Annotated in this window: 19 protein-coding genes; 13 read left to right on the forward strand and 6 right to left on the reverse strand. The window is 74.0% G+C overall.

Features of this window, described 5'->3' with window-relative positions; all coding sequences use genetic code 11:
- The first annotated feature begins 170 nt into the window (after positions 1-170).
- Positions 171-1,595 (forward strand): MATE family efflux transporter, encoded by a 1,425-nt coding sequence (locus NXY84_RS21560; RefSeq protein ID WP_396126353.1) that lies wholly within the window; start codon positions 171-173, stop codon positions 1,593-1,595.
- A 125-nt stretch (positions 1,596-1,720) separates the two neighbouring features.
- Here NXY84_RS21560 and rplI read toward each other — a convergent pair whose 3' ends face one another.
- From rplI to NXY84_RS21585, 5 genes are all read right to left on the reverse strand, one after another.
- Positions 1,721-2,170 (reverse strand): 50S ribosomal protein L9, encoded by a 450-nt coding sequence (gene rplI, locus NXY84_RS21565; RefSeq protein ID WP_034624455.1) that lies wholly within the window; start codon positions 2,168-2,170, stop codon positions 1,721-1,723.
- Between the two features lie 16 nt (positions 2,171-2,186).
- Entirely contained in the window at positions 2,187-2,423 is a 237-nt protein-coding gene (rpsR, locus tag NXY84_RS21570; RefSeq protein WP_034624459.1) for a 30S ribosomal protein S18, read from the reverse strand.
- Positions 2,424-2,502: 79 nt separating this feature from the next.
- Positions 2,503-3,033 (reverse strand): single-stranded DNA-binding protein, encoded by a 531-nt coding sequence (locus NXY84_RS21575; protein WP_258725083.1) that lies wholly within the window; start codon positions 3,031-3,033, stop codon positions 2,503-2,505.
- A 92-nt stretch (positions 3,034-3,125) separates the two neighbouring features.
- Positions 3,126-3,419, reverse strand: coding sequence for a 30S ribosomal protein S6 (rpsF, locus tag NXY84_RS21580; protein ID WP_034624464.1), 294 nt, complete (start codon positions 3,417-3,419; stop codon positions 3,126-3,128).
- A gap of 390 nt (positions 3,420-3,809) precedes the next feature.
- Positions 3,810-6,287, reverse strand: a complete 2,478-nt coding sequence (locus NXY84_RS21585) for a transglycosylase domain-containing protein (RefSeq protein ID WP_258725084.1) — start codon at positions 6,285-6,287, stop codon at positions 3,810-3,812.
- A gap of 368 nt (positions 6,288-6,655) precedes the next feature.
- Between NXY84_RS21585 and NXY84_RS21590 the strand changes: the two genes are divergently transcribed.
- The 4 genes from NXY84_RS21590 (at position 6,656) to NXY84_RS21605 (ending at position 11,985) form a co-directional block, all read left to right on the forward strand.
- Positions 6,656-7,315, forward strand: a complete 660-nt coding sequence (locus NXY84_RS21590) for a PadR family transcriptional regulator (RefSeq protein ID WP_258725085.1) — start codon at positions 6,656-6,658, stop codon at positions 7,313-7,315.
- Entirely contained in the window at positions 7,312-8,406 is a 1,095-nt protein-coding gene (locus tag NXY84_RS21595; RefSeq protein ID WP_258725086.1) for an inositol-3-phosphate synthase, read from the forward strand. Before NXY84_RS21590 ends, NXY84_RS21595 begins: the two co-directional genes overlap by 4 nt.
- A gap of 111 nt (positions 8,407-8,517) precedes the next feature.
- The gene (locus NXY84_RS21600) at positions 8,518-9,840 is read left to right on the forward strand and encodes an MFS transporter (protein ID WP_258725087.1); all 1,323 of its coding nucleotides are present in this window, start codon (positions 8,518-8,520) and stop codon (positions 9,838-9,840) included.
- Positions 9,841-9,849: 9 nt separating this feature from the next.
- Complete coding sequence (locus NXY84_RS21605) at positions 9,850-11,985, forward strand: SpoIIE family protein phosphatase (RefSeq protein ID WP_258725088.1); 2,136 nt, start codon at positions 9,850-9,852, stop codon at positions 11,983-11,985.
- Between the two features lie 88 nt (positions 11,986-12,073).
- Here NXY84_RS21605 and NXY84_RS21610 read toward each other — a convergent pair whose 3' ends face one another.
- Positions 12,074-13,558, reverse strand: coding sequence for a CCA tRNA nucleotidyltransferase (locus NXY84_RS21610; protein WP_309485028.1), 1,485 nt, complete (start codon positions 13,556-13,558; stop codon positions 12,074-12,076).
- Between the two features lie 146 nt (positions 13,559-13,704).
- Between NXY84_RS21610 and NXY84_RS21615 the strand changes: the two genes are divergently transcribed.
- From NXY84_RS21615 to NXY84_RS21650, 8 genes are all read left to right on the forward strand, one after another.
- Complete coding sequence (locus tag NXY84_RS21615) at positions 13,705-14,250, forward strand: NUDIX hydrolase (RefSeq protein WP_258725089.1); 546 nt, start codon at positions 13,705-13,707, stop codon at positions 14,248-14,250.
- Complete coding sequence (locus tag NXY84_RS21620; RefSeq protein ID WP_258725090.1) at positions 14,247-16,580, forward strand: DUF6049 family protein; 2,334 nt, start codon at positions 14,247-14,249, stop codon at positions 16,578-16,580. Before NXY84_RS21615 ends, NXY84_RS21620 begins: the two co-directional genes overlap by 4 nt.
- A complete protein-coding gene (gene murJ, locus NXY84_RS21625; protein WP_258725091.1) occupies positions 16,577-18,208 on the forward strand; it encodes a murein biosynthesis integral membrane protein MurJ in 1,632 nt (543 codons plus the stop codon). The genes NXY84_RS21620 and murJ overlap by 4 nt, the downstream gene beginning before the upstream one ends.
- A gap of 60 nt (positions 18,209-18,268) precedes the next feature.
- Complete coding sequence (locus NXY84_RS21630) at positions 18,269-20,194, forward strand: hypothetical protein (RefSeq protein ID WP_258725092.1); 1,926 nt, start codon at positions 18,269-18,271, stop codon at positions 20,192-20,194.
- Between the two features lie 179 nt (positions 20,195-20,373).
- The gene (gene trxB, locus NXY84_RS21635; RefSeq protein WP_258725093.1) at positions 20,374-21,369 is read left to right on the forward strand and encodes a thioredoxin-disulfide reductase; all 996 of its coding nucleotides are present in this window, start codon (positions 20,374-20,376) and stop codon (positions 21,367-21,369) included.
- A complete protein-coding gene (gene trxA / locus NXY84_RS21640) occupies positions 21,369-21,710 on the forward strand; it encodes a thioredoxin (protein ID WP_258725094.1) in 342 nt (113 codons plus the stop codon). The genes trxB and trxA overlap by 1 nt, the downstream gene beginning before the upstream one ends.
- Before the next feature lie 303 nt (positions 21,711-22,013).
- Entirely contained in the window at positions 22,014-23,354 is a 1,341-nt protein-coding gene (locus tag NXY84_RS21645) for a PLP-dependent aminotransferase family protein (RefSeq protein ID WP_258725095.1), read from the forward strand.
- 72 nt (positions 23,355-23,426) lie between these two features.
- Positions 23,427-24,413: a D-alanine--D-alanine ligase family protein gene (locus NXY84_RS21650; RefSeq protein ID WP_258725096.1), complete on the forward strand. Its 987-nt coding sequence runs from the start codon at positions 23,427-23,429 to the stop codon at positions 24,411-24,413.
- The last annotated feature ends 1,779 nt before the right edge of the window (positions 24,414-26,192 follow it).

The following is a 26,192-nucleotide window of genomic DNA, read 5'->3' on the forward strand; positions in this document are numbered from 1 at the left end:
CGTCCCCCTCGGACGCCCCCTGGAGCATCATCGCCCGCGCCGTACGCGAGGCTAAGGTGCTGCCTCCGGACACGCCAAGAACGCCGTCCACAGGCCCTGGGGACAACCCGACGGTGCTTGTGGACCCCCCTCACGGCGCTGTGCACAGGTCGTGGACAGGCCTGTGGACAATGGTGGACGAGGGCCTGAAAGACGCCTCTCACCGGGGGAGACGCCGTGCACCGTTGTGGACGAGGAGAAAGTTGGTCAGGAGTTCACAGGGTGGACGTTCGGCGTCCAGCCTCGACCGGCAGGTCCTCGCGCTCGCCGTCCCCGCCCTCGGCGCGCTCGTCGCCGAGCCCCTGTTCGTGCTCGTGGACTCGGCCGTCGTCGGGCACCTCGGGACCCCCGAGCTCGCCGGGCTCGCGCTCGCCTCGACCGTCCTGGTGACCGTCGTCGGGCTCTGCGTCTTCCTCGCGTACGCGACGACCGCGGCCGTCGCACGACACCTCGGCGCGGGCGACCGGGTCGCCGCGCTGCGGCTGGGGATCGACGGGATGTGGCTCGCCGCGGGGCTCGGCGCCGTCCTCGCGCTCGCCCTGGCGATCGCCGCGCCGTGGGCCGTCGAGGCGCTCGGGGCCGAGGGCGCCGTCGCCGGGCACGCCGTGACCTACCTGCGCTGGTCGGCGCCAGGGCTGCCCGGGATGCTCCTGGTCCTGGCCGCGACCGGCGCGCTGCGAGGGCTCCTCGACACCCGCACGCCGCTCGTCGTCGCCGCGTCGGGCGCGGTCGCCAACGCGGTCCTCAACGTCGCCCTCGTGTACGGCGCCGGGATGGGGATCGCCGGGTCGGGGCTCGGGACGGCCGTCGCGCAGCTCGGCATGGCGGCGGTGCTCGTCGTCGTCGTCGTGCGCGGGGCCCGGGCCGCCGGCGCTCCCCTCTCCCCCGCGGCGGCCGGCATCCTCGGGCAGGCCCGCGCCGGCGCGCCGCTGCTCGTGCGGACCGTCTCGCTGCGGCTCGCGATCCTGCTGACGGTCTGGGTCGCGACCGGGCTCGGCCCTGCCGTGCTCGCCGGGCACCAGGTCGTCAACGCGGTCTGGGGTCTCACCGCCTTCGCGCTCGACGCGCTCGCGATCGCCGCGCAGGCCCTCGTGGGGCACGCGCTCGGCGCCCGCGACGTCGACCGGGTCCGCGCCGTCCTGCGGCGCACGGTCACGTGGGGCGTCGCCGCCGGCGCGGTCCTCGGCGTGCTCATCGCCGTGGCGTCGCCGCTGATCGCCCGGCCGTTCACGTCGGACCCCGCCGTGCGCGACGCCGTCGTCGCCGGGCTCGTCGTCGCCGCCGTCGCCCTCCCCCTCGCCGGCTGGGTGTTCGTGCTCGACGGCGTCCTGATCGGCGCGGGCGACGGGCGCTACCTCGCGTGGGCGGGCCTCGTGACGCTCGCCGCGTACGTGCCCTGCGCGCTCGCCGTCCGCGCCTGGGCCCCCGACGGCGCGGCCGGGCTCGCGTGGCTCTGGGCGGCGTTCGCGGGCGTGTTCATGCTCTCCCGGGCCGCGACGACGGCGCTCCGGGCGCGGGGCACGGCCTGGATGGTCGACGGCCCGACGGCGCGCTGACACCGGCCGGTCGCCCGCACGCGCCCGCACGCCCGTCAGCGGCGGGCGCGCCCGCCACCGTGCCGACGACGCACGAGGCCGGCACCCTGTCAGGGCACCGGCCTCGTGTCACGCGTCCGAGCAGGTCAGGCAGCGACGACCTTGACGGTCACCGTGGCCGAGACCTCGGCGTGCAGGCGGACCTGCACCTTGTACTCGCCGGTCGCCTTGATGGGCTGACCGATCTCGATCTTGCGCTTGTCGACCGTCTGGGCGCCGTTCGCCTTGACCGCGTCCGCGATCTCCGCGGTCGTGATCGCACCGAACAGACGGCCCGACTCGCCGGCCTTCGCGGTGACGACGACGGGCTTCGACTGCAGCGAGTCGCGCACCGCCTGGGCACCCTCGAGGCTCTCGATCTCGCGGGCCTTGCGGGCCTTGCGGATCGCGGTGATCTCCTTCTCGGCGCCCTTGGTCCAGGGCGTCGCGAGGGAGCGGGGCACGAGGTAGTTACGGGCGTACCCGTCCTTCACCTCGACGACGTCACCCGGGGCACCGAGACCGGTGACCTCGTGGGTCAGGATGAGCTTGGCCATGAGTGTCGCCTCCTTCTCAGCGTGCCGACGACGAGTACGGCAGGAGAGCCATCTCGCGGGCGTTCTTGACGGCGCGTGCGATCGCACGCTGCTCCTGGACGGACACACCGGTCACTCGGCGCGCGCGGATCTTCCCGCGGTCCGAGATGAACTTGCGCAGCAGCGCAGTGTCCTTGTAGTCGACGACGTCGATCTTCGCCGCCTTGAGCGGGTTCATCTTCTTCTTGGGCTTGCGGACAACGGCCTTGGCCATCGTGGTGCTCCTTCTCAAGTACCGGAGCCCGGGGAGTTGCCATGCCCCGGGATGGGTGTGTCAGTGGTGCTGGGGCTGATCAGAACGGGGGCTCGTCGGAGAACGACCCACCAGAGGCGCCGCCCGGGGCCGGCGTGGCCCACGGGTCGTCCTGCTGCTGGTTGCCGCCGCCGCCGTACCCGCCGCCGCCGCCGTTGAAGCCGCCACCGCCGCCCCCGCCGAAGCCACCGCCGCCGCCACCCGAGCGCTGGGCCCGGGTGACCTTCGCGGTCGCGTAGCGGAGGGACGGGCCGACCTCGTCGACCTGCATCTCGTACACCGTGCGCTTCTCGCCCTCGCGGGTCTCGTAGGAGCGCTGCACGAGACGGCCCTGCACGATGACGCGGGTCCCCTTCGTCAGGGACTCCGCGACGCTCTCCGCCGCCTCACGCCACACCGAGCAGCGCAGGAACAGCGTGTCGCCGTCCTTCCACTCGTTGGACTGGCGGTCGAACGTGCGAGGGGTCGAGGCCACGGTGAAGTTCGCCACGGCCGCACCCGAGGGGGTGAAGCGCAGCTCGGGGTCCCCGGTCAGGTTCCCGATCACCGTGATGACGGTCTCACCAGCCATGCCAGCTCCTTGTGACGTCAGTTCGTCGGGGAGCTCGTCGCGGAGCTCGCCGTGGGGTCAGTGGTGCGCACCGTACTCGCGCGGTCCGACGCTCAGGCGTCGGCGCGGAGCACCTTGGTGCGCAGGACGACCTCGTTGAGGCCCAGCTGGCGGTCGAGCTCCTTGGCGGTCGCGGGCGACGCCGTGAAGTCGACGACCGCGTAGATGCCCTCGGACTTCTTCTGGATGTCGTACGCCAGGCGGCGACGGCCCCAGATGTCGACCTTGTCCACGGTCCCACCGTCGTTCTTGATGACGGTCAGGTACTTGTCGAGCGAGGGAGCGACGGTGCGCTCCTCGATCTCGGGGTCGAGGATGATCATGATCTCGTACTGACGCAGGCTCATACCCACCTCCTCTGGTCTCGGCGGCCACGGTCTGTCCGTGGCAGGAGGGTCCTCATGCGTCGCGGCACCTCGACGCGGGCCCGGAGGCCCGTGGGGTGGTGCCGCACACCGTGCCCGGGTCCCGCGTCGATCGGCGACGGCAACCCAGTGGCACAGCAGCGGTCAAGCCTACCGGCTGGAGAGCCCGGACTGAAATCCCGGCTGCACCGGCAGCGGACGCCGAGCGGGCGGGCCGGACGCGAGCACGCCGGACGCGAGCCGGCCGGACGCGAGCGGAGCCGGACGCGAGCACGCCGGACGCGAGCCGGCCGGACGCGAGCGGAGCCGGACGCGAGCGGAGCCGGGGACGACGTGCGTCCCCGGCCCCGCTGTCCCGCGTGCGCGACGGGACTACCCGCCACCGGCGTTGCCGCCGCCACCGTTCCCGCCGCCCGCACCCTCGGCGGGAGGCGGCGTCGGCGTCGGCGTCGGCTGCGGGGCCTGCGTCTGGGTCGGCGCCGGGGTCGGCGTCGGCTTTTTCGCGGGCCCCGACGACACGACGATCGTGACGGCCGAGCCCTTGTTCAGCATCGTGCCGCCGCCCGGGCTCGCGCTGATCACCCGGCCCGCCGCGACGCTGTCGGACGCCTGCTGGGACACCGCCGGCGCGAGGCCCGCGTTCACCACCGCGGCCTCGGCGTCGGCCTGCGTCTTGCCCTCGAGGCCACCCGGCACCGCGACCTGCGTCTCGGCCGGGGGCTGAGTCTCGACGGGCGCCTCGGTCGCCGTCGCGGTCGCGGTCGGCGTGGGCTTCTTGCCGACGTTCGCGCGCTTCGGGAACTGCTGGACCTCGGCGTACGCAGGCTGCTGGAACACCTGCTCCATGTACTTGGCCCACAGCGCGGAGGGCCACGACCCGCCCGTGATCTGCTTGATCGGCCGGCCGCGGCCGTCGACCCCGAACTCGGTGATGCGCACCGGGTCCTTCATGTTCTCGCCGACCTGGCTGAACGCGACGGCCGTCGCGACCTGCGGCGTGAAGCCCACGAACCAGGCCGACTTGTTGTCGGTCGAGGTGCCGGTCTTGCCGGCGATCGGGCGCCCGAGCGGCTTCACGTACGTCTCGCCCGAGCCCTTCTCGACCACCTGGGTCATCGCGAACGTCGTGTCCGCCATGACGTCAGGGGCGAACACCTGCTTGGGCTCGTCGGTGCCGCCGCGGTAGGCGACCGTGTCGGGGTCCGCGACGTAGCGGGCCTCCCGGACGATGAACGGCTTGTGGTAGACGCCACCGGAGGCGATCGTCGCGTACGCCGCGGCCATGTCGAGCGGGTGCACGGCATCGGGCCCGAGCACGTTCGACGGCTTGTCGACGAGCGGGGTCGTGATGCCGGCCCGCGTCGCGGCCTCGACGGTCTTCTGCGGCGTGACGAGGTCGTTGAGCTGCGCGTACACGGTGTTGACGGAGTCGGCGGTGGCGTCCGCGAGGTTCATCTCCGGGAGGGACGTCTCACCGAAGTTGATGATCTCCTCGTCCGGCCCCCACGAGTCCAGCTTGAGCGGGCTCGCGCCCGAGAACCGGGTCTCGAGGCTGATCCCCTGCTCGAGCGCCGCGATGAGCGTGAACGGCTTGAACGTCGACCCCGCCTGCGCGGTGTCGCGGGTCACGCGGTTGATCTGGTCGGTCAGGAAGTCCTGCCCGCCGTACATCGAGACGATCGCGCCGTCCCGGGTGTCGAGCGAGACGACGCCCATCTTGAAGTGGGCGAGGTCGGGGGTGCCCCCGGCCAGGCTGCCGTCCCAGACCGTGTTCGCCTGGGCGACCAGCGCCTCCTGGAGGGGCTGCTGGATCGTCGTGACGACCTGGAGGCCGCCGGTGTAGAGGATGTCCTCGGTGATCCCCTTGGTCTCGAGCTCGTCCTTGACGAGATCCAGGATGTACCCGTTGGTGCCCGCGAGGGTGTTCGAGCGGGTGTAGGGCACGAGGGAGTCGGTCGGGAAGACCGCGGCCTCGCGGTCCTCGGCGGTGATGTGCCCGTCCTCGACCATGATGTTGAGCACGCGCTCCCAACGCTGCTGCGCCTTGTCGGGGCTCTCGGCGGGGTCCCAGTTGTTCGGCGAGGGGATGATGCCGGCGAGCATCGCGGCCTCGGAGAGGCTGAGGTCGGCGGCGTTCTTGCCGAAGTAGGACTTCGCGGCGGTCTGGATCCCGTAGGAGTCGCGGCCGAAGTAGATGGTGTTGAGGTAGCGCTCGAGGATCTCGGGCTTCTCCTGCGACTGCGAGATCTTGACGGCGAGCAGCGTCTCGCGCGCCTTCCCGAGGTAGTCCGACGTCGTCTTGCCCGTGTAGTACCGCTCGACGTACTGCTGCGTGAGCGTCGAGGCGCCCTGGGTGTCGCCGCCGCGCACGTTGTTCCAGAGGGCACGCACGATGCCGCGTGGCGAGATGCCGCTGTTTTCCCAGAACGTGCGGTCCTCGGACGCGATGACGGCGTCGCCGACGTAGTCCGGCAGCGTCGTGAGGTCGACGAGCTCGCGCTTCTGCTCGGCGAAGGTCGCGATCGGAGCACCGGGGGTGCCCTCCGGGGAGCCCTCGGGCGGGGCGAAGTACACGGTCGACGCCTGGAACTTGGCGTCCTCCGACGGGTCAGGGATCTTCGTGACGGCGTACGCCGCGACGAGCGCACCGAGGCCGAGGAACCCGACGGTCAGGAACGACCCGAGCACGAAGCGCCACGACGGCAGCCACCGGTGCAGGCCCTCGTAGCCCGAGCGGGGGTAGTCGAAGAACCGGCGCCGTCCGGCGGGCCGGCCCGCTGCGGGTACGGAGGCGACGCGCGACGCACGGCGCCGCGACGGCGCCGGGGCTCTCCGGTTGCTGCTCGCCAACGCACTGCCTTCCTGCCGGGGACTCGGGTCGCGGCCCGGGCACAGGGGGGTGCCGGGCGGACCGCCGGTTCAGTATGGACGACCGTCCTGGGCCCGGCGCCTGTTCGATGTCCGGTCTTCACATCATGGGCACCCGATCCGCGCGTCGTGCCTGCGTGTCGCACAGCGGCCGCGTGGTGCGGCTCACAGGACGCGGGCGGGCCGGCCGCCGACCGTGCCGCAGCTCCGTCCGGTTGCCGCGAGGCATCGGCGCGACGTACTGTGCGGATGTATCAAGTCGATACATCGATTCCCGGCTCCTGCGCCGGTGCAGGCCGGTGCAGGCCGGTGCAGGCCGGTGCAGGACCGACGAGCCCAAGGAGGTGCACGTGCGCGGACGTTCCGACGTCCTCGAGCCGGCCATCCTCGGCCTGCTCCACGAGGCACCCATGCACGGCTACGAGCTGCGCAAGCGCCTCAACCTCGTGCTCGGCTCGTTCCGCGCGCTGTCCTACGGCTCGCTCTACCCGTGCCTCAAGTCGCTCGTCGCGCGAGGCTGGATCGCCGGCACCGAGTCGGCCGACGCGCCGCCGCACGCCCTGTCGGGCAAGCGCGCGCGGATCGTCTACCAGCTCACGGCGGACGGCAAGGAGCACTTCCAGCAGATCCTCGCCTCGTCGGGCCCGTCGGCGTGGGAGGACGAGAACTTCGACGTCCGGTTCGCGTTCTTCGCGCAGACCGACGCCGAGACGCGGCTGCGGATCCTCGAGGGACGGCGCAGCCGGCTCACCGAGCGCCTCGAGACGATCCGCCAGTCGTTCGCCCGGACCCGGGCCCGCATGGACGAGTACACGCTCGAGCTCCAGCGGCACGGTCTCGAGCAGGTCGAGCGCGAGGTGCGCTGGCTCGACGACCTCATCGACAACGAGCGCGGCCTGCGTCGCGCCCGTCCCTCAGGTGCTGGCCACCCGGCCGTCACCGACATCCAGATAGCTGTCGACGGCGCCTCGGGCACCCCGGCACAGACAACCGAGAAGGAGCGAGGATGACCTCCATCCGCGTCGCCATCGTCGGCGTCGGCAACTGCGCCGCGTCGCTCGTCCAGGGCGTGCACTTCTACGCCGACGCCGACCCGAGCGCCCGCGTGCCGGGCCTCATGCACGTGCAGTTCGGTCCGTACCACGTGCGTGACATCGAGTTCGTCGCGGCGTTCGACGTCGACGCGAAGAAGGTCGGGTTCGACCTGTCCGACGCGATCGGCGCCTCGGAGAACAACACGATCAAGATCGCCGACGTCCCGCCGCTCGGCGTGACCGTCCAGCGCGGCGTGACCAACGACGGCCTCGGCAAGTACTACCGCGAGACGATCGAGGAGTCGGACGCCGAGCCGGTCGACATCGTCGCCGCGCTGCGCGAGGCCCGTGCCGACGTGCTCGTCTGCTACCTCCCCGTCGGGTCCGAGGTCGCCGCCAAGTACTACGCCGAGTGCGCCATCGAGGCCGGCGTCGCGTTCGTCAACGCGCTGCCCGTCTTCATCGCGTCCGACCCGGAGTGGGCCGCGAAGTTCGAGGCCGCCGGCGTCCCGATCGTCGGCGACGACATCAAGTCGCAGGTCGGCGCCACGATCACGCACCGCGTGCTCGCGAAGCTCTTCGAGGACCGCGGCGTCGTGCTGGACCGCACGTACCAGCTCAACGTCGGCGGCAACATGGACTTCAAGAACATGCTCGAGCGCGACCGCCTCGAGTCGAAGAAGCTCTCCAAGACGCAGGCCGTCACCTCCAACATCGACGAGGGCCCCCTCGCCGGCAAGAAGGAGGACCGCAACGTCCACATCGGCCCGTCGGACTACGTCGCGTGGCTCGACGACCGCAAGTGGGCGTACGTGCGCCTCGAGGGCCGCGCGTTCGGCGAGGTGCCCCTGAACCTCGAGTACAAGCTCGAGGTCTGGGACTCCCCGAACTCGGCCGGCATCATCATCGACGCCGTGCGTGCCGCGAAGATCGCCAAGGACCGCGGCATCGGCGGCCCCATCCTGTCCGCGTCGACGTACTTCATGAAGTCGCCGCCGGTCCAGATGGAGGACACCGCGGGCCGCGCGCAGCTCGAGGCGTTCATCCGCGGCGACGTCGAGCGCTGACCTCGCGTCACGCACGACCGCAGCACCCCAGCAGCACCCCGGACGAGGCCCGGCGCTCCCGCAGCGTCGGGCCTCGTCCCGGTCCCCGGTCCGGCCGGATAGCCTGACCCGGTGCGCGTGATCGGCGAGCTCCGCCAGCTCCTGCGGCTCCCGGGCTTCCGCCGACTCTTCGCCGTCCGGCTCACGAGCCAGACCTCCGACGGCATGTTCCAGGTCGGCCTCGCGACGCTGTTCTTCTTCTCCCCCGAGAACGCGAGCACCGCGACGGGGGTCGCCGCGGCGTTCGCCGTCCTCCTGCTGCCGTTCACGATCGTCGGGCCGTGGGCCGGGGTGCTGCTCGACCGGTGGCGCCGCCGTCAGGTGCTGCTCGTCGGGAACCTCGTGCGCGTCGGGCTCACCCTGACGATCGCGGTCCTCATGGCGACGAGCGGCGTCGGCCCGGCGGTGTACGTGCTCGCGCTCGTGACGCTCTCGGTCAACCGGTTCCTGCTCTCGGCGCTGTCCGCGTCGCTCCCCCGCGTCGTCGACGGACCGCTGCTGCTCACCGCCAACTCGCTGACCCCGACGCTCGGGGCGGCCGCGGCGGGCGTGGGCGGCGCCGTGGGGCTCGTGCTCGGTCTCGTGCTGCCCGAGGGACGGGCGCAGGACGTCGGGGCGCTCGTGCTGGCCGCCTCGCTCATGGGCGCCGCGTCGGCCCTCGCGCTCCGGCTGGGCCGCGACCAGCTCGGGCCCGACGCGCGCGCCGCCGGCGAGGAGCTGCGCCGCGCGCTCGGGATGCTCGCGCACGGGCTCGTCGCGGGGGCGCGGCACCTCGTCGCGCGGCGCACCCCGGCCCTCGCGCTCGGTGTCATGGCGGTGCACCGGTTCCTCTACGGCGCGACGTTCATCGCGAGCATCCTGATCTCCCGGAACCTGCTCTCCGACCCCGCCGACGCGGACGCCGGGCTCCGGACGTTCGGGACGGTGCTCGCGGCGTCGGCCGTCGGCTTCGCCCTCGCGGTGGTGCTCACCCCGGTGCTGAGCCCGCGCACCGGCCCGCACGCGTGGATCGTGCTGTGCCTCGGGGGGGCGGCGCTCAGCCAGCTCCTGCTGACCGTCACGGTCGAGCGGTGGGCGGTCCTCGTCGGTGCCGGGGCGCTCGGCCTCGCAGCGCAGGGCGCCAAGATCGCCGTCGACACGATCGTCCAGCGCGACACCGCGGACGCGTTCCGCGGGCGGGCGTTCGCGCTCTACGACGTGCTCTACAACGCCGCGTTCGTCGGCGCCGCGGCCCTCGCCGCCGCGACGCTCCCGGACACCGGCTGGTCGCGGGTCGTGTTCGCGCTGCTCGCGGTCGCGTACGCGCTCGCGGCGGTGCTGTACCGGGCGGCCTCCGCGCGCGGCCCGAGCGACGTCACCCTCGCCCCGGTGTTGCCGGGCAGAGGCGAACCCTAGAATCTCCGGGTGCAGCCGGACGACCACGCCGTGAGCGCGAGCTCGCCGCGGACCGCAGACCCTCGCGCGACCGCGGTGCTCCCCCCCATCGTCCGGGACAGGCCAGCCGCCACGCTGCTCGTCGATGTCGAGCGCGGGACCGTCGTCTTCGCCAACCGCCTCGCGGTCGAGCTGGCGCCCGGGATGCACCTGCCGGTCTCGCTCGAGGCCTGGTCGCTCGAGGCCGGCCTCGTGACCCCGGACGGGGCCGCGCTCGGCGCGGGCGAGTTCTCGCTCGCCGACCTGGCTGCCGGTCGCCCCGCGCGAGGAGTCGCGGTGACCGCGGCGCGGCGCTCCGACGCGTCGGCTGCGCGCGAGGCGATGTGGGTCGTCGGCGTCCCGCTCACGGACGCGCCGGCGCCGCTCACCCGCCAGTCGCTCGTGATCCTGCTCCCGGTGCGCGAGGAGGAGGCGCTGCGCGCGCTGCAGGACCGCGCGGGTGACCTGCACGCGCGCGCGGCGATGGCGAGCGAGCTGTCGTTCACGATCTCCGACCCCCACGAGATCGACGACCCGCTCGTCTGGGTGAACCCGGCGTTCGAGCGCGTCACCGGATACTCCGCCGAGGACTCCGTGGGTCGCAACTGCCGGTTCCTGCAGGGGCCCGACACCGACCGCGCGACGATCGACCGCTTGCGCGAGTCGCTGGAGCGCGGCGAGACGTTCGCCGAGACGATGCTCAACTACCGCAAGGACGGCACGCCGTTCTGGAACCAGGTCGTCATCAGCCCGGTGCTCGACGCGGACGGGGTCATCACCCACCACGTCGGCATCCAGGCGGACGTCACGGAGCGCGTCGAGCTCGAGCGCGCGCGCGACGAGGCGCTCGACGAGGCCCGTGTGACGAGCGAGCGCCTCCAGCTCCTCGCGGAGGTCGTCGACGCCCTCGCGCACCACCTGGACTACGGGGCCGCGGTCGACGCGCTCGCCGACGTCGCCGTGCCCGCGCTCGCGACCTGGGGCTTCGTCACCGTCACGACCGACGCGGGGCAGATCGAGCGGATCCACATCGCGACGACGCACCCCGAGTCCTCCACGGCCGCCCGGATCCTCGAGAGCGAGGACATCTCGTGGCTCACCCGGTCGCCGAGCGTCGCCGCGGCGCTCGCGAGCGAGTCCGGGTACGTCGCCGCACCGTTCCCCGTCGACCTCGCCAGCCTCCCCGCCCGCACGACGCCGCGGCAGCTCGACGCGCTGCGCGAGCTCGGGCTCGGCAGCGCGCTCGTCGTCCCGCTGCGCGCGCGTGACCGCGTCATCGGCGTGCTGTGCCTCGTGCACGAGTCCGTCGACGGCTTCCCGCGCGCGGTCGTCGACACGGCGGCGCACCTCGGCCAGCGTGCCGGCCTCGCGCTCGACAACGTGCGGCTCTACCTCCGCGAGCGCGAGGCGGCCCTCACGCTGCAGCACTCGCTGCTGCCCGAGATCCCCGACGTCGAGGGTCTCGACCTCGCCGCGTCCTACGTCCCCGCGGTGCACCGCGCGCAGGTGGGCGGCGACTGGTTCGACGTGCTGCCGCTCCCCGACGGCGCGCTCGGGCTCGCGGTCGGCGACGTCGTCGGGCACGACCTGCGCGCCGCGGCGTCGATGGGCCAGCTGCGCTCGGTGCTGCGCTCCTACGCGTGGAGCGGCGAGCGGGCCGGCCGGGTCGTCGCGCACCTCGACGAGCTCGTGCGCGGGCTCGGGATGGCCGACATCTCGACGTGCGTGTACCTGCGGCTCGAGGTGGCCGAGGGTGCCGCGGGCGGGAGCCGGCGGCTCACGTACAGCCGCGCCGGGCACCCGACGCCGCTGCTGCGCCTGCCCGGCGGCGAGGTCGTGGCGCTCTCCGGTGCGCTCGCGACACCCATCGGCGTGACGACTCTCGGGGAGCCGGCGCCCGAGGCCGAGCAGGACATGCCGCCCGGCTCGGTGCTCGTCGTCTACTCCGACGGGCTCGTCGAGCGGCGCGACCGCTCGCTGCGCGAGGGCATCGCCGAGCTGACCCGGACCCTCGGCAAGATCCCCGCGGGGGCGAGCGCGGCCGAGATCCGCGACGAGCTCGTCGAGCGGCTCGTGTCCGCGCGCCAGGAGGACGACGTGTGCCTCCTGGTGGTCCGCATCCCCTGACGGACCGCCGGCCCGGGCCGGGGCAGCACCGACCGGACCGGGCCGAGGCACCCGCGAGCCGGACCGGGCCGGGGTGGTCCGCGGCGGGTCAGTCCTGCTGGGCCGACCACCACGCGAGCAGCTCCGCGCGCGCCGCGTCGTGGTCGAGCGGGCCGCGCTCCATGCGCAGCTCGAGCAGGTGCTTGTAGGCCTTGCCGACCGTGGGCCCCGGCGGGATGCCGAGGATCTCCATGATCGCGGCGCCGTCGAGGTCGGGGCGGATCGAGGCGAGCTCCTCCTGCTCCCGCAGCCGCGCGATGCGGACCTCGAGGTCGTCGTACGCCCGGGACAGGCGCTCGGCCTTGCGGCGGTTGCGGGTCGTGCAGTCCGAGCGCGTGAGCCGGTGCAGGCGCTCGAGCAGCGGGCCGGCGTCGGTCACGTAGCGCCGCACCGCCGAGTCCGTCCACGCGCCCTCGCCGTACCCGTGGAAGCGCAGGTGCAGCTCGGTGAGCCGCGCGACCGCCTGCACAGTGGCCTTGTCGAAGCGCAGGGCCTTGAGCCGGCGGGCCACGAGCTTGGCACCGACGACCTCGTGGTGGTGGAAGCTCACGCCGCCGCCGTCCTCGAACCGGCGCGTCGCGGGCTTGCCGATGTCGTGCAGCAGCGCCGCGAGCCGCAGCACCAGGTCCGGGCCGGGCACCGGGCCGGTCGGGGCGTCGACCGTGCCGGTCTCCAGGTCGATCGCCTGCTCGAGCACGATGAGCGAGTGCTCGTACACGTCCTTGTGGCGGTGGTGCTCGTCGATCTCGAGGCGCAGCGCGGGCAGCTCGGGCAGCACGTGGTCGGCGAGCCCGGTCGCGACGAGCACCTCGAGCCCCTCGCGGGGGGACGGCGAGAGCAGCAGCTTGGTCAGCTCGTCGCGCACGCGCTCGGCCGAGACGATCGTGATGCGCTCGGCCATGTCGCCGATCGCCGCGAGCGCGTCGTCGTCCACCGTGAAGCCGAGCTGGGCGGCGAACCGTGCGGCGCGCATCATGCGCAGCGGGTCGTCGTCGAACGACTGCCGCGCGGCCACCGGGGTGCGCAGCGTGCGGCGCGCCAGTTCGGCGAGACCGTCGAACGGGTCGACGAACGTGAGCTCGGGGACGCGCACCGCCATGGAGTTGACCGTGAAGTCGCGGCGCGAGAGGTCGCCCTCGAGCGTGTCCCCGAAGGCGACCTCGGGCTTGCGCGACGCCGGGTCGTACGCGTCGGTGCGGTAGGTCGTGACCTCGACGACAACGTCGGCCCCGCCCCGGCGGCGCCCGTGCCGGCGTGCACCGATCGTCCCGAACGCCTTGCCGATGTCCCAGTGCGCGTCGCCCCACGCGGCGAGCAGCGCGATCGTCTCGTCGGGGGTCGCGGACGTCGCGAAGTCGAGGTCGTTGCTGACCCGACCGAGGAACGCGTCCCGCACCGGCCCGCCCACGAGCGCGAGCTCGTGACCGGCGGCGCGGAAGACCTCCCCGAGCTCGAGCGCGTCCGGCGCGAGGTCCGCGAGGACGGTCAGTGCGCGGCGGCGGAGCTGGAGCAGGTCGGTGGGGTCGGTGGGCACGACGCCCAAGCCTGCCAGATCGGGCGCGCGGGCGTGGGTGAGGGCCGGTGCCGGGGACGACGCGCGCGCGGCGCCGGGCGGGGGGCGGGCGAACCGGCCACCCCGAGGGTGAGGGACCCGTCGGGGCGAATGGTTACAGTGTCGACATGCCGAGCCCTGCGCGTCCTGATGGCGTACCCACGCCACCGGGCGGGCACGCGCTCCGGATCGAGCTGCGGAGCGCGTCCGTCCGCCCTGTCCCCGCGGTCCTCCCCGTCGTCGAGGAGACCAGCGCGGGCGGCCTCGTCGTGAGCACGGTCCAGGGCGTGCACCACGCCGCGGTCATCGCGCGCCGCAACCGCGCCGGGCGGCTCGAGTGGTGCCTGCCGAAGGGCCACCTGGAGGGTGTCGAGACCCCCGAGGAGGCGGCCGTCCGCGAGATCGCCGAGGAGACCGGGATCCTCGGGCAGGTGCTGCGCCGGCTCGGCGTCATCGACTACTGGTTCACCGGCGACGACCGGCGCGTGCACAAGGTCGTGCACCACTTCCTGCTCGGGGCGGTCGGCGGCGAGCTGACCGTCGAGGGCGACCCGGACGGCGAGGCGGAGGACGTCGAGTGGGTCCCGGTGACGGAGCTGCCCGGACGCCTCGCCTACCCGAACGAGCGTCGGCTCGCCGAGGCGGCCCACCTCGTGCTCACCAGCCAGGCATGAGCGCAACGCCCTCCCGCCGCGCGGCCGACCCGCGCCCCGCCGGCACGCGCCCCGCCCGCACGCGCCGCCCCGCGCGCACGGCGCTCCGTCGCACGCCGCGAACCCCGCGCGCCGGGCTGCTCGCACGCTCCGCCGGACTGCTCGCGGTGCTCGCCCCGCTCGTCGGCGTGACGCCCGCCCCTGCGGCCGCCGCACCGTCGACCGACGAGCTGCCCGTCACTGTGGACGTCACGGCGGTCACCCCGCAGGTGCTCGCGCCCGAGCAGAACCTGAGCGTGACCGTGACGGTCCGCAACGACGGCGACACCGAGCTCGCGAGCCCGAGCGCCGTCCTTCGCCTGAGCCGGACCCGGCCGGGGACGAGCGCCGAGCTCGACGCCTGGGTCGACGCGGACGCACGGGCGAGCGCGGGCAGCGCCGTCGGGCGGCCCGTCGCACTCGGTGCACCGCTCGCCCCGGGTGCGTCGGCCGACGTCACCTTCGACGTGCCGGCCTCGTCCGTCGGCCTGCTCGACACCCCGGACGCGTGGGGGCCGCGTGGCCTCGCGATCGAGCTCCTCGACGGGCGTCGGCGCGTGGGGATCGAGCGCACGTTCCTGCTGTGGCTGCCCGACGCCGAGGACCTGCCCCAGACCCGGCTCAGCGTGCTCGTGCCGCTCGTGGCGTCGGCGCCCGGTGCGGGCGTGGCGTCGGCCACGAGCGCGCAGGTGCCCGCCCCGACGGCGACCGAGGGGGCCCCCGCGGAGGGGACGGACCCGGGCACCGCGCCCGGGACGGACGGGACCGAGGAGGGCGACGGCACCGAGCAGCCCGCGCCCGAGCCGCCCGACGAGGACGTGCCCGACGAGCCGCAGGAGCCGGAGGACACCGCGCTCGAGGCCCAGACGGGTCCCACGGGCCGCCTGCGCGCGCTGCTGACCGCGAGCGCCGCGAGCACCGGGGTGTCCTGGGCGCTCGACCCGGCCCTGCTCACGCGCGCGGCCGACGCCGGGCCGCTGTCGGCCGCGTGGCTCGAGGAGCTCGGTACCGCCGCCGAGGGCCGTGACGTGCTGGCGCTGCCGTGGGCCGACCCCGACCTCGCGGCGCTCGCGCACGCCGACCGGCCCGACCTGCTCACGGCGGCGCTCGCGTCGTCGGCCGACGCCCGTCCGCTGGTCGGTGAGTCGGTCACGCCCGTGCAGTGGGCGGCCGACGACGTCCCCGACCTGCGCACCGCCGCGCTCGCCGCCGGCTCCGACGTCCCGTCCCTCGTCGTCGGCCCCGGCGCGCTCACGCCCGAGCGCACGACGTCGACGACGCCCGGTCCCGTGACGACCGTGACGACCGACGCGGGCGACGTGACGGCACTCGTGCCGGACCCCACGCTCAGCTCGCTGCTCACCGAGCCCGGCCGGCTCCAGCCCGGGGCGACCGCGGCGACGCTCGCGCAGCGGCTGCTCGCCGAGACCGCCGTCGTCGCGCACGAGGACCGCGACACGGTGCCGCACCTGCTCGCGACCGTCCCGCGGAACTGGTCCCCCGACGCCGCGCTCGTGACCGCCGCGCTCGACGCCCTCGACGCCGCGCCCTGGGTCCGCCTCGCTCCCGCGAGCGCGCTCCTCGACGCCGCACCCGACACGGCCGACCGCGAGCCGCTCCCCGACGTCGACCGCGCCGCGGTCGAGCTCTCGGCCGCGACGGTCAACGCGCTCGCCGACGCCCGGAACGCCGCCGTCGCGTTCGCCGCGGTGCTCGTGGACCCCGCGGAGCACCTCGCGGGGCTCGACCACGAGGTGCTGCGTCCGCTGTCGGTCGCGTGGCGCGCCGACGACGAGGGCCGCCGCAGCGTCGTCCAGACGGCGCTCGCCGACGCGACCGCGCGACGCTCGGGACTCAGCGTCGTGCTGAGCGAACGGTTCACGATCATCTCGAGCACGAGCCAGATCCGGCTCGCGCTGCGCAGCACGCTCGACCAGCCCGCGACGGTCCGGGTCGAGATGCGCCCGCGCAAGGCGTGCCTCGAGGTCGGCGACGCCCCCACGGCGACCGTCCAGCCCGGCGCCGAGCAGACCGTCGTGGTCGAGGTCAGCGCCAACGCCAACTGCGACGTGCTCGTCGACGTGTTCGCGCTCGCGCCCGACGGCACCTCGGTCGCGACGGCCGGGCGCTTCAACGCGCACGTGTCCCCCACCATCGAGAACGTCGGCACCGCCGTCGTGGGCGCGCTCCTCGCGCTCGCGCTGCTGCTCGGCATCGTGAAGACCGTGCGCCGGGGCCAGACGGCCCGGCGCGGAGCCCGGCTCGCGGCGCAGGCCGTGCCCGGTGACGAGAGCGAGACGACCCCCGCATGACCGCCGCACCCACCAAGCCGTCCGGCCTGGGCCGCTCGACGGCGCTCATGGCGTCCGGCACCGCGGCGTCGCGCCTGCTGGGCCTCGTGCGCAACAGTGCGCTCGTCGCGACCATCGGCATGCTCGGCTCCGCGGCCAACGCGTTCGGCGCCGCCAACAAGCTGCCGAGCATCCTGTACCTGCTCATCGCGGGCGGCGCGCTCAACGCGGTGCTCGTCCCCGAGGTGGTGCGCGCGTACCGGCGGGCCGACGGGCAGGTGTACGTCGACAAGCTGCTGACGCTGGGCATCGTCGGCCTCGCGGGCCTGACGCTCGTGCTCACGGCCGCCGTCCCGCTGCTGACGTCCGTCTACGCGGACTTCCCGGATCCCGAGGTGCAGCGCCTCACCGTCGCGCTCGCGTACTGGTGCGTGCCCCAGGTGTTCTTCTACGGGCTGTACGCGCTGCTCGGGCAGGTGCTCAACGCCCGCGGCAGCTTCGGGCCGTTCATGTGGGCGCCGGTCGTCAACAACGTCGTCGCCATCGCCGGGCTCGTGGTGTTCGTCGCGCTGTGGGGCTCGCGCGTGCCGCCCGAGGGGCAGGCCGGCGACGTGTCGTGGTGGGGTCCCGAGCAGATCGCGGTGCTCGCGGGCACGGCGACGCTCGGGGTGGCCGCGCAGGCGCTCGTGCTCGTCGTGCCGCTGTACCGCAGCGGGTTCCGCTACCGGCCGCGCTGGGGGCTGCGCGGGTCCGGGCTGGGGGCGGCCGGGCGCGTCACGCTGTGGACGTTCCTCGGGCTCGTCGTCGGGCAGGTCGGCGTGCTCGTCGTCTCGCGCGTCACGACCGCCGCCGGGACCGGGGAGACCGCGGGCAACGTCGTCTACGACAACGCGTTCCTCATCTTCATGCTGCCGCACTCGCTCGTCACGGTGTCGCTCATGACGGCGCTGTTCACGCGCCTGTCGGCGAAGGCCGCGGCGGGCGACGTGGTCGCGGTGCGCGACGACCTGAGCCTCGGGCTGCGGACCGTCGGGCTGTTCACGGTCCTCGCGACCACCGGGATCGCGGTCCTCGCCTACCCGCTCGTCCGGATGATCTTCCCGGGGACCACCAACGGGGCGTCCGACCTCGCGACGGTCGTGGTCACCATGGTCGCCGGCCTCGTGGCGTTCGGCGCGTGGTCGATGTGCCAGCGGGTGTACTACGCGTACCAGGACGCCAGGTCGATGATCCCGATCCAGGTCGCGATGATGCTGGTCGTCGTCGCCGGGACGCTGCTCGGCAAGGCCGTGCTCGGGCGGGAGCTGTGGGTCGCCGCGGCGGGCGTGTCCATGACCGTGTCCTACGGGCTGGGCGCCGTGGTGGCGCTCGTCGTGATCCGCCGGCGGCTCGGCGGGCTCGACGGCCGGCGCGTGCTCGTCACGCACGCCAAGGCGGTCGCGGCCGCGGTCCTCGCCGGCGGCGCCGGGACGCTCGTCGTCCGCCTGCTCGGGCCCGTCGGGTCCGCCCTCGACGCCCTCGTCATGTGCGCCGTCGGCGGCGCCGTGATCGCCGGGCTCTACGTCGCGGTGCTCGTCGCGCTGCGGGCCCGCGAGCTCCAGACGCTCGCCGGTCCGCTGCTCCGGCGCATACGCCGCACCCGCGCCTGACGCCCCGACTAGCATGGGGGTCCGGCAGTCGCCGGATGAACCGTCGCCGGGAGGACTCGCGTGGAGGACGTCGTCGGACGTGGCACCGTGCTGGCCGGGCGCTACCGCGTCCTGCAGCTCGTGGGCTCGGACCTGCCGGGGGCGAGCTCGTGGCAGGCGACCGACCAGATCCTCGACCGCCCGGTGCGCGTGCGCGTGCTCGAGCAGGGCAACGTCGCGCAGGCGCTCGACGCCGCCCGGCGCGCCGCCCTCGTCTCGGACCCGCGCCTCGTGCGCGTGCTCGACGTCGGCACGCACCAGGGCTCGATCAGCTACGTGGTCACCGAGCAGGTCACGGGCCCGTCGCTGAGCGACCTGCTCGCGCGCGGCCCTCTGTCGGCGGACCAGGCCCGGGCCGTCGTCGGCGAGGCCGCCGCCGCGCTCGAGGTCGCCCGCCGGCGCGGCGTCCACCACCTCGCGCTGCGCCCGACCGTCCTGCACGTGACGCCCGAGGACCGCGTGCTGCTCACCGGCCTCGCGCTCGACGGTGCGCTGCTCGGCCAGGGCCTCGGCGACGCGCGCAGCACCACGCGCGCCGACACCGTCGGCCTCGTCCGGCTCCTGTACGCGGCCCTCACCGGCCGCTGGCCCACGCTCGACGGCGAGCTCGTGCCGTCCGAGACCCTGCCCGCCGCCCCCGTGCGCGACGGGCTCCTCGTCCCGCCCTCGGACCTGGTGCGCGGCATCCCCGCGGACCTCGACACGCTCTGCGCCGTGACGCTCGGCCCGCACGAGGACGGTCCGCACAGCCCCGCCGAGCTCGTCCGCGAGCTCGAGCCGTGGGGCGAGATCCGCACCACCGGGCTCAGCGAGGTCATGGCCGCCGCCGCGACCGCGCCGCTCGAGGAGCAGCTCACGCCCGCCGCGCCGCCCGAGACCCGGCCGGTGCAGGTTCAGCGCCAGTCCGTCCGCTCCGCGTTCGACGAGCAGGCGCCCGCCGGGACCGGCCGACCCGGGACCCCGCCGCCGGCGCACCCCCGCGGCGGACCGGCGTTCGCCCAGTCGGCCCCCGCTGCCACGCGCCCGATGCTTCCGACCCCTCCCCCGCCCGCAGCGGCCGCACCCGCCGCCGTCGCCGAGACCGCCGTGGCCGCGGGTCCGCCGACGACCGTCGGTCCTCCGCCGCCCGTGCAGCGGCAGCCCGCTGCCCCGGCCCGCCAGCCCGGCCCCCCGCCGCGCGCGCAGCAGGGTCCCTACGACCAGTCGCCGCCGTCCTTCGCGGTCGGCCTCGGCGGGCACGACGACGAGCCCGACGTCTTCGACATCTCCGGCGACGAGGACGTCGACGTCGCCGAGCGCCGCTTCGACCCGACCAAGATCGTGCTGCTCGTCGTCGCGATCGTCGTGATCATCGGCGTCGTCATCGCGTTCAACGCGCTGCGCAGCCCCGTCGGCGGGACCGAGGCGGGCACCTCCCCGGGCGTCACCGAGACCGCCGCCGCGCCGCCGGCCGAGGGCGAGCAGCCCGCCGAGGAGCCCGCGGAGGAGGCGCCCGCCGACCCCGCACCGCCCGCCGGCGCGGCCCCGACGATCGCCGGTGCGACGACCGTCGACCCGTCCGACAGCGACGGCGAGCACGAGGAGGCCGTCTCCCTCGCGTTCGACGGCGACCCCACCTCGTTCTGGTACACCCAGACCTACAACCGCCCCGAGTTCGGCGGGCTCAAGCCCGGCGTCGGCTACGTGATCACGCTGGCGGGGCCGTCGACGGTCTCGGGCGTCACGCTCAAGACGAACCAGACCGGCGGCAACGTCGAGGTCCGGGCGACCGACGCGGCGAACCCGGGCGGCGGCACGGTCCTCGCCTCCGGCCCGCTCGCACCCGACACCGTGTTCACGTTCCCCGAGCCCGCCGAGACCGGCTCGATCGTGCTCTGGTTCACGTCGCTGCCGCAGGCCGCCGACGGCAAGTACCGCGTCGAGGTCACCGAGCTCGCACTGTCCTGACCCGCGCTCGGCCCGGCGTCCTGAGGACGCCGGGCCGGAGCCGTGGCGTGGTGCCCGGCGCGGGGCCGAGCGACCCTGCCGTGAGCCCGTCCGCCATGCGGATGGGGGTCGGCGGCCGGGGAACAGATCCGCCCTAGGATCGGTTCACCGAGCACAATCCCCGACCCGAGGAATCTCACGTGACCGAGCAGTCTGCCCCGCGCGACCTGATCATCGTCGGCTCCGGCCCCGCCGGATACACCGCCGCGATCTACGCGGCCCGCGCCGGCCTGGCCCCGCTCGTCATCGCCGGCTCCGTGACCGCCGGCGGGGCGCTCATGAACACCACCGAGGTCGAGAACTTCCCCGGCTTCCCCGACGGCATCCAGGGCCCCGAGCTCATGGAGAACCTGCAGAAGCAGGCCGAGAAGTTCGGCGCCGAGGTCCTCTGGGACGACGTGACGTCGGTCGAGCTCCGCGGCACGACCAAGACCGTCGTCACCGGCGGCGGGGAGACGTTCACCGCGCGCGCCGTCGTGCTGGCGACCGGGTCCGCGTACCGCGAGCTCGGGCTGGACGACGAGAAGCGCCTGTCCGGCCGCGGGGTCTCCTGGTGCGCGACCTGCGACGGGTTCTTCTTCCGCGACCAGGAGATCATCGTCGTCGGCGGTGGGGACTCCGCCGTCGAGGAGGCCACCTTCCTCACGCGCTTCGGCAAGCGCGTCACGATGGTGCACCGGCGCGACAGGCTCCGCGCCTCCAAGATCATGGCCGACCGTGCCGCGAACGACCCGAAGATCGACTTCGCGTGGAATAGCGAGGTCGTCGCGATCCACGGCGCCGACAAGGTCAGCGGCGTGACGCTGCGCGACACCGTGACCGGCGAGACGCGCGAGCACCCCGCGACCGGCGTGTTCGTCGCGATCGGCCACGTCCCGCGCACCGAGCTGCTCCACGGGCAGGTCGAGCTCGACGAGAACGGCTACATCGTCGTGCAGGGCCGTTCGACCCTCACGAACCTCGAGGGTGTCTTCGCGTGCGGCGACGCCGTCGACCACACCTACCGTCAGGCGATCACCGCCGCCGGCTCCGGTTGCGCGGCCGCGCTCGACGCCCAGCACTACCTGACCGGCCTCGGCGACGTCGGCACCGAGGGCCCCGTCTCCCCCGAGGCCGACGTCCTCCAGGAGGCGTGATGACCGACATCCACGTGACCGACGAGACCTTCCAGTCCGAGGTCCTCGAGTCCGAGATCCCCGTCCTCGTGGACTTCTGGGCGGCCTGGTGCGGCCCGTGCCGCATGGTCGCGCCCGTGCTCGCCGAGCTCGCGCAGGAGTACGACGGCAAGATCAAGATCGTCAAGGTCGACACCGAGGCGAACCCCGTCGTCGTCGGGCAGTACGGCGTGGTGTCGATCCCGCTGCTGAACTTCTACGCGGGCGGTGAGCTCGTGCGCTCGCTGTCCGGCGCTCGGCCGAAGCAGATCATCGCCCAGGAGATCGAGGGCGTGCTCGCGGAGGTCGGCGCGCAGGCGTAGCCGGCGTCCGGTCGCGCCCTGCCGGCGAGGACCTCGACTCAGCCCCCGGGCGCGCAGAGATGCGGGCACGGGGGCTGAGTCGTGCTCGGACCGGTCCGGCCCGGCTCGGGTCGGACGTGCTGGTGCGTCGGTGCCGATCCCGTCGCGTGCGGCGCAGCCTCGCCGGGCGCCGTGCCGGCTCGTCGCTCGACCGCGTGCCACCCGTTCGTCCTGCTGCTGCCCGTCCCCCGCGGCCACGACACGGCCGGGTGAGGTGCGCGGACGCACCGGCTGACCTCCCGAGGTGCGTGCGACACTCGGAGGATGAGCCAGCACACCCCCACCGGCGGCACGACGTCGGGCACCCCTCCGACGACCGCCGCAGGGACGCGGCTCGACCCCTGGCTCGGCGCGTACGCCGACCGGACCCACGGGATGCGCGCCTCGGAGATCCGCGCGCTGTTCGCCGTCGCCAACCGGCCGGAGGTCGTCTCGCTCGCCGGTGGGATGCCCAACCTCGACGGCCTCCCCCTCGACGTCCTCGCCGACGTCGCCCAGCGCGTCGTCGCGACGCGCGGCACGACGGCGCTGCAGTACGGCTCCGGGCAGGGCGACGAGACGCTGCGGGAGCAGATCCTCGAGGTCATGCGCCTCGAAGGCATCCACGCGCACCCGGACGACGTGGTCGTCACCACCGGGTCGCAACAAGCCCTCGATCTTGTCACGCGGCTCTTCGTCAACCCCGGCGACGTCGTCGTCGCGGAGGCGCCGAGCTACGTCGGCGCTCTCGGGGTGTTCCGCGCCTACCAGGCCGACGTCGTCCACGTGCCGCTCGACGCCCACGGGCTCGTGCCCGCCGCGCTCGAGGAGGCTCTGACCCGGCTGGCCGTCGAGGGCCGCCGCGTCAAGCTGCTGTACACGGTCCCGAACTTCCACAACCCTGCGGGTGTGACGCTCTCCGCCGAGCGCCGCCCCCAGATCCTCGAGATCTGCCGGCGTCACGGCGTCCTCGTGCTCGAGGACAACCCATACGGCCTGCTCGGCTTCGACGGTGACCCGATCCCCGCCATGCGATCGCTCGACGAGGACGGGGTCATCTACCTCGGCTCGTTCTCCAAGACGTTCGCGCCCGGGTACCGCGTCGGGTGGGCCGTCGCGCCGCACGCCGTGCGCGAGAAGCTCGTGCTGGCGTCCGAGTCCGCCATCCTCTGCCCGTCCAACGCGTCGCAGCTCGCGATCAGCGCCTACCTCACGACGTGCGACTGGCGCGGCCAGATCAAGGCGTTCCGCGAGATGTACCGCGAGCGGCGCGACGCGATGATGGGCGCGCTCGCCGAGCACCTGCCCGACGCGACGTGGACCGTCCCGGACGGCGGCTTCTACACATGGGTCCGCCTGCCCGACGGGCTCGACGCCAAGGCCATGCTCCCGCGCGCGGTCACCGCCCGGGTGGCGTACGTCCCCGGCACCGCGTTCTACGCCGACGGCCAGGGCAGCGACCACATGCGCCTGTCGTTCTGCTACCCGACGCCCGAGCGGATCCGCGAAGGTGTGCGGCGGCTGGCCGGGGTCGTCAGCGGGGAGTCGGAGCTCGTCTCGCTGTTCGGTGCCGGGCTCGGCGGGACCCGGGGTGACGTGCAGGCACCGGGCCCGGACGTGTCCTGAGAGCTCCGGCGCACGCCGCGGACCTTCCCTCCTCCTGATCGCACTCCTCCCGACCCCGGAGCCTCGACGCACGTGAGCGACACGCCCATCCCCAGCACCCCGCGCATCGTCATCCTCGCCGGGGGCCTGTCCCACGAGCGCGACGTCTCCCTGCGCTCAGGCCGCCGCGTCGCCGAGGCGCTGCGGTCCACGGGCGTCGACGTCACCGTCCACGACGTCGACTCCGACCTCGTGCCGGCCCTGCTCGACGCGCAGCCCGACCTCGTCTGGCCGCTCCTGCACGGCGCGAGCGGCGAGGACGGCTCAGTCCGTGACGTGCTCGCGCTCCTCGGTCTGTCCACGGTCGGTACGGGCCCGCGCGAGAGCCGTGTCGCCTGGAGCAAGCCCATCGCGAAGACCGTCGTCGCGCGCGCCGGGATCAGCACGCCCGACTTCGTGACGCTGCCGCAGAGCCTCTTCCGCGAGCTCGGTGCGTCCCGCGTGCTCGACGCGGTCACCGCACGCCTCGGCCTCCCCCTGGTCGTGAAGCCCTCCCGCGGTGGGTCCGCGCTCGGTGTGAGCCTCGTGACCGACGCCGCGGACCTCCCCCGGGCGATGGTCCAGTGCTTCGCGTACGGCGACACCGCGCTCATCGAGCAGGCGGTCGTCGGGACCGAGCTCGCCGTCAGCGTCGTCGACCTGGGCGACGGCGTCCGGGCGCTTCCCGCGGTCGAGATCGTCACCGACGGCCCGTACGACTACGACGCTCGCTACAACCCCGGTCGCACCGAGTACTTCGCTCCCGCTCGGCTGACCCGCGACCTCGCCGAACGGGCCGGCGCGGTCGCCGTCGCCGCGCACGAGGCGCTCGGGCTCCGCCACCTCTCGCGCACCGACCTGATCGTCGCTCCCGACGGCTCCGTGGCGTTCCTGGAGGTCAACGTCGCGCCCGGGATGACCGAGACGTCGCTCCTCCCCCAGTCGGCGGAGGCCGCGGGCCACGAGCTCGGGGCCTTGTATCGGTCGCTGGTCGAGACGGCGCTGCGGGATGCGCTGGCCGAGCGGGACGATCACGCCTAGCCGCAGGCCTGCCGAGCGGGACTATCGCGCCTAGCCGAGCGAGCCGACCGAGCGGTACGAGCGCGCCAAGCCCGGGCGAGCCTGCCGAGCGGGACTATCGCGCCTGGCCGGGCGAGCCGACCGAGCGATACGACCGCGCCAAGCCCGGGCGAGCCGGCCGAGCGGGACGACCGCACCCGATCCGCCGAGCCGGACGACAGCGCCTACCCCGTCGAGCACGCCGAGCGGCCGCGACCTCGCCTACCCTTGAGCCGGCCTGGCCGGGACGACCGCCCTTCGCCGTCGAGCCGGTCGAGTGAGGACGACCGCGCGCAACTCGTCGAGCCAGATACCCAGGCCCAACCCACCGAGCCGGACGCCCACGCCTAACTCGCCCAACCAGCCGAACGCCAACGTGTGCAGAGCGGGGTTGACGGGGGCGGTACGAAAAGTCATCACATGACTCGCTCGGGCGACGCGCCTGCAAGCCTCCTGAGCGAGCCGAGCGTGGGTCGACGGGAAGCGCATCGCAACACTGACGCGGCACACGCGTGGCACATGGGCGGCGGCTCGGGACTCGAGCGCGTCATGTGCACCTTCGAAGCCGCAAGCTCGTCGCCGGTGCGGGTCGGCGGCTGCGGGTGCGTGAAGGTCCGGGTACCAACACCTGGAACGCCACCGACACCTGCCAGCCGGATCGTGTGCGCGTCGTACGGGACGCGTCGGTGTCCGGGCATCCTCGAGGCGGAAACGTCGCGCCGCGATTCGTTTCACGTGAAACGCACCGCCGTGCTGACTTGTCGCTCGTCCCTACCAGCCGACCCGACGCGCCCGGCCAGATCTCGCGCCCGGCCGCTTCGCGCATCGACGCCAGCCTCGCTAGGGCGGGCACCGTGGCCTTGAAGGGCGGGTCGCACGCGCCTCAACGGCGCGGGCTCCGGAGCTCTCGCCGCAGATGCGTCGACGCCGCACACCGTCGGTGGGCACCAGTGTCGCGAGAAAACCTTGTGCCTCAGCCGTGCTCGTCGTCACGCAGTCACGAGGCGGTCGCGGATGCATGCTGTGCCGTGCCGGACGGTCCACGCTCTGCACGGTGCGCGGTCTTGTCGCGGGCCGCTGGGCATCGCCGAGCACCGTAGGCACGATTCGCTACCGCCAGGACCGTCGGAGGTGGATCGTGCCCCGCGGGTCGGGGTGTCGCAAGCGCGCGTCCACCGCGCGGATGACGGGCTGCGGGCACACGCTCGCACGTCTCGTCTGCACGACCTCGTTCTTGGGTGCGCTCCCCACAACCGGCCGGCGATCGCCGGCCGCCGTCAGCGGTTCGCCCTTGCCATCGACGGGGCCCCGCCGAGGTCGTCGCGAAGGATGCTCCATGTCCTGTCGCTGAGCCTGTCCCCGGAGCGGGCGCGAGGGACTCGTGGGCGCTCTGCACGAGCGGCACCGACATCGAACGGAGCCCCGTATGCGGATGTGGGCCCCGACCTGCGAGACATCGACGGCCCTGTCGGCGTCAGCAACGACCTCAGGGCGCAGTCGCGCGCCCGGGCCCCCGGACCGCCGCCGTCCGGTCTCGGCTCGTCGCCATTCGCGCGACCTACGGCTCCTGAGCCGCCCGGATCCGCCGAGCGCCGGGCTTTGGGACGCCCAGTGCTGGGCATCCGATCGCTGAGCCACGGGCGCCGAGCGCGGAACGACAGGCGCCGAGCCGACGATGACGGCGATTACGGGTGCCGCGCACGACGCTAGTGGACGCACGGCATGGACGTCGCTCACGTCATGGCGCGACAGAGCCGCCCG

The organism is Cellulomonas sp. NS3, assembly GCF_024757985.1.
Lineage (GTDB): Bacteria > Actinomycetota > Actinomycetes > Actinomycetales > Cellulomonadaceae > Cellulomonas_A.

Coding starts and splice junctions, on each gene's coding strand:
- rpsF (WP_034624464.1), bottom strand. CDS start 3,419: ATGAGCCTGCGTCAGTACGAGATCATGATCATCCTCGACCCCGAGATC.
- NXY84_RS21645 (WP_258725095.1), top strand. CDS start 22,014: ATGAGCCAGCACACCCCCACCGGCGGCACGACGTCGGGCACCCCTCCG.
- NXY84_RS21615 (WP_258725089.1), top strand. CDS start 13,705: ATGCCGAGCCCTGCGCGTCCTGATGGCGTACCCACGCCACCGGGCGGG.
- trxA (WP_258725094.1), top strand. CDS start 21,369: ATGACCGACATCCACGTGACCGACGAGACCTTCCAGTCCGAGGTCCTC.
- murJ (WP_258725091.1), top strand. CDS start 16,577: ATGACCGCCGCACCCACCAAGCCGTCCGGCCTGGGCCGCTCGACGGCG.
- NXY84_RS21560 (WP_396126353.1), top strand. CDS start 171: ATGGTGGACGAGGGCCTGAAAGACGCCTCTCACCGGGGGAGACGCCGT.
- rplI (WP_034624455.1), bottom strand. CDS start 2,170: ATGGCCAAGCTCATCCTGACCCACGAGGTCACCGGTCTCGGTGCCCCG.
- NXY84_RS21595 (WP_258725086.1), top strand. CDS start 7,312: ATGACCTCCATCCGCGTCGCCATCGTCGGCGTCGGCAACTGCGCCGCG.
- NXY84_RS21575 (WP_258725083.1), bottom strand. CDS start 3,033: ATGGCTGGTGAGACCGTCATCACGGTGATCGGGAACCTGACCGGGGAC.
- rpsR (WP_034624459.1), bottom strand. CDS start 2,423: ATGGCCAAGGCCGTTGTCCGCAAGCCCAAGAAGAAGATGAACCCGCTC.
- NXY84_RS21620 (WP_258725090.1), top strand. CDS start 14,247: ATGAGCGCAACGCCCTCCCGCCGCGCGGCCGACCCGCGCCCCGCCGGC.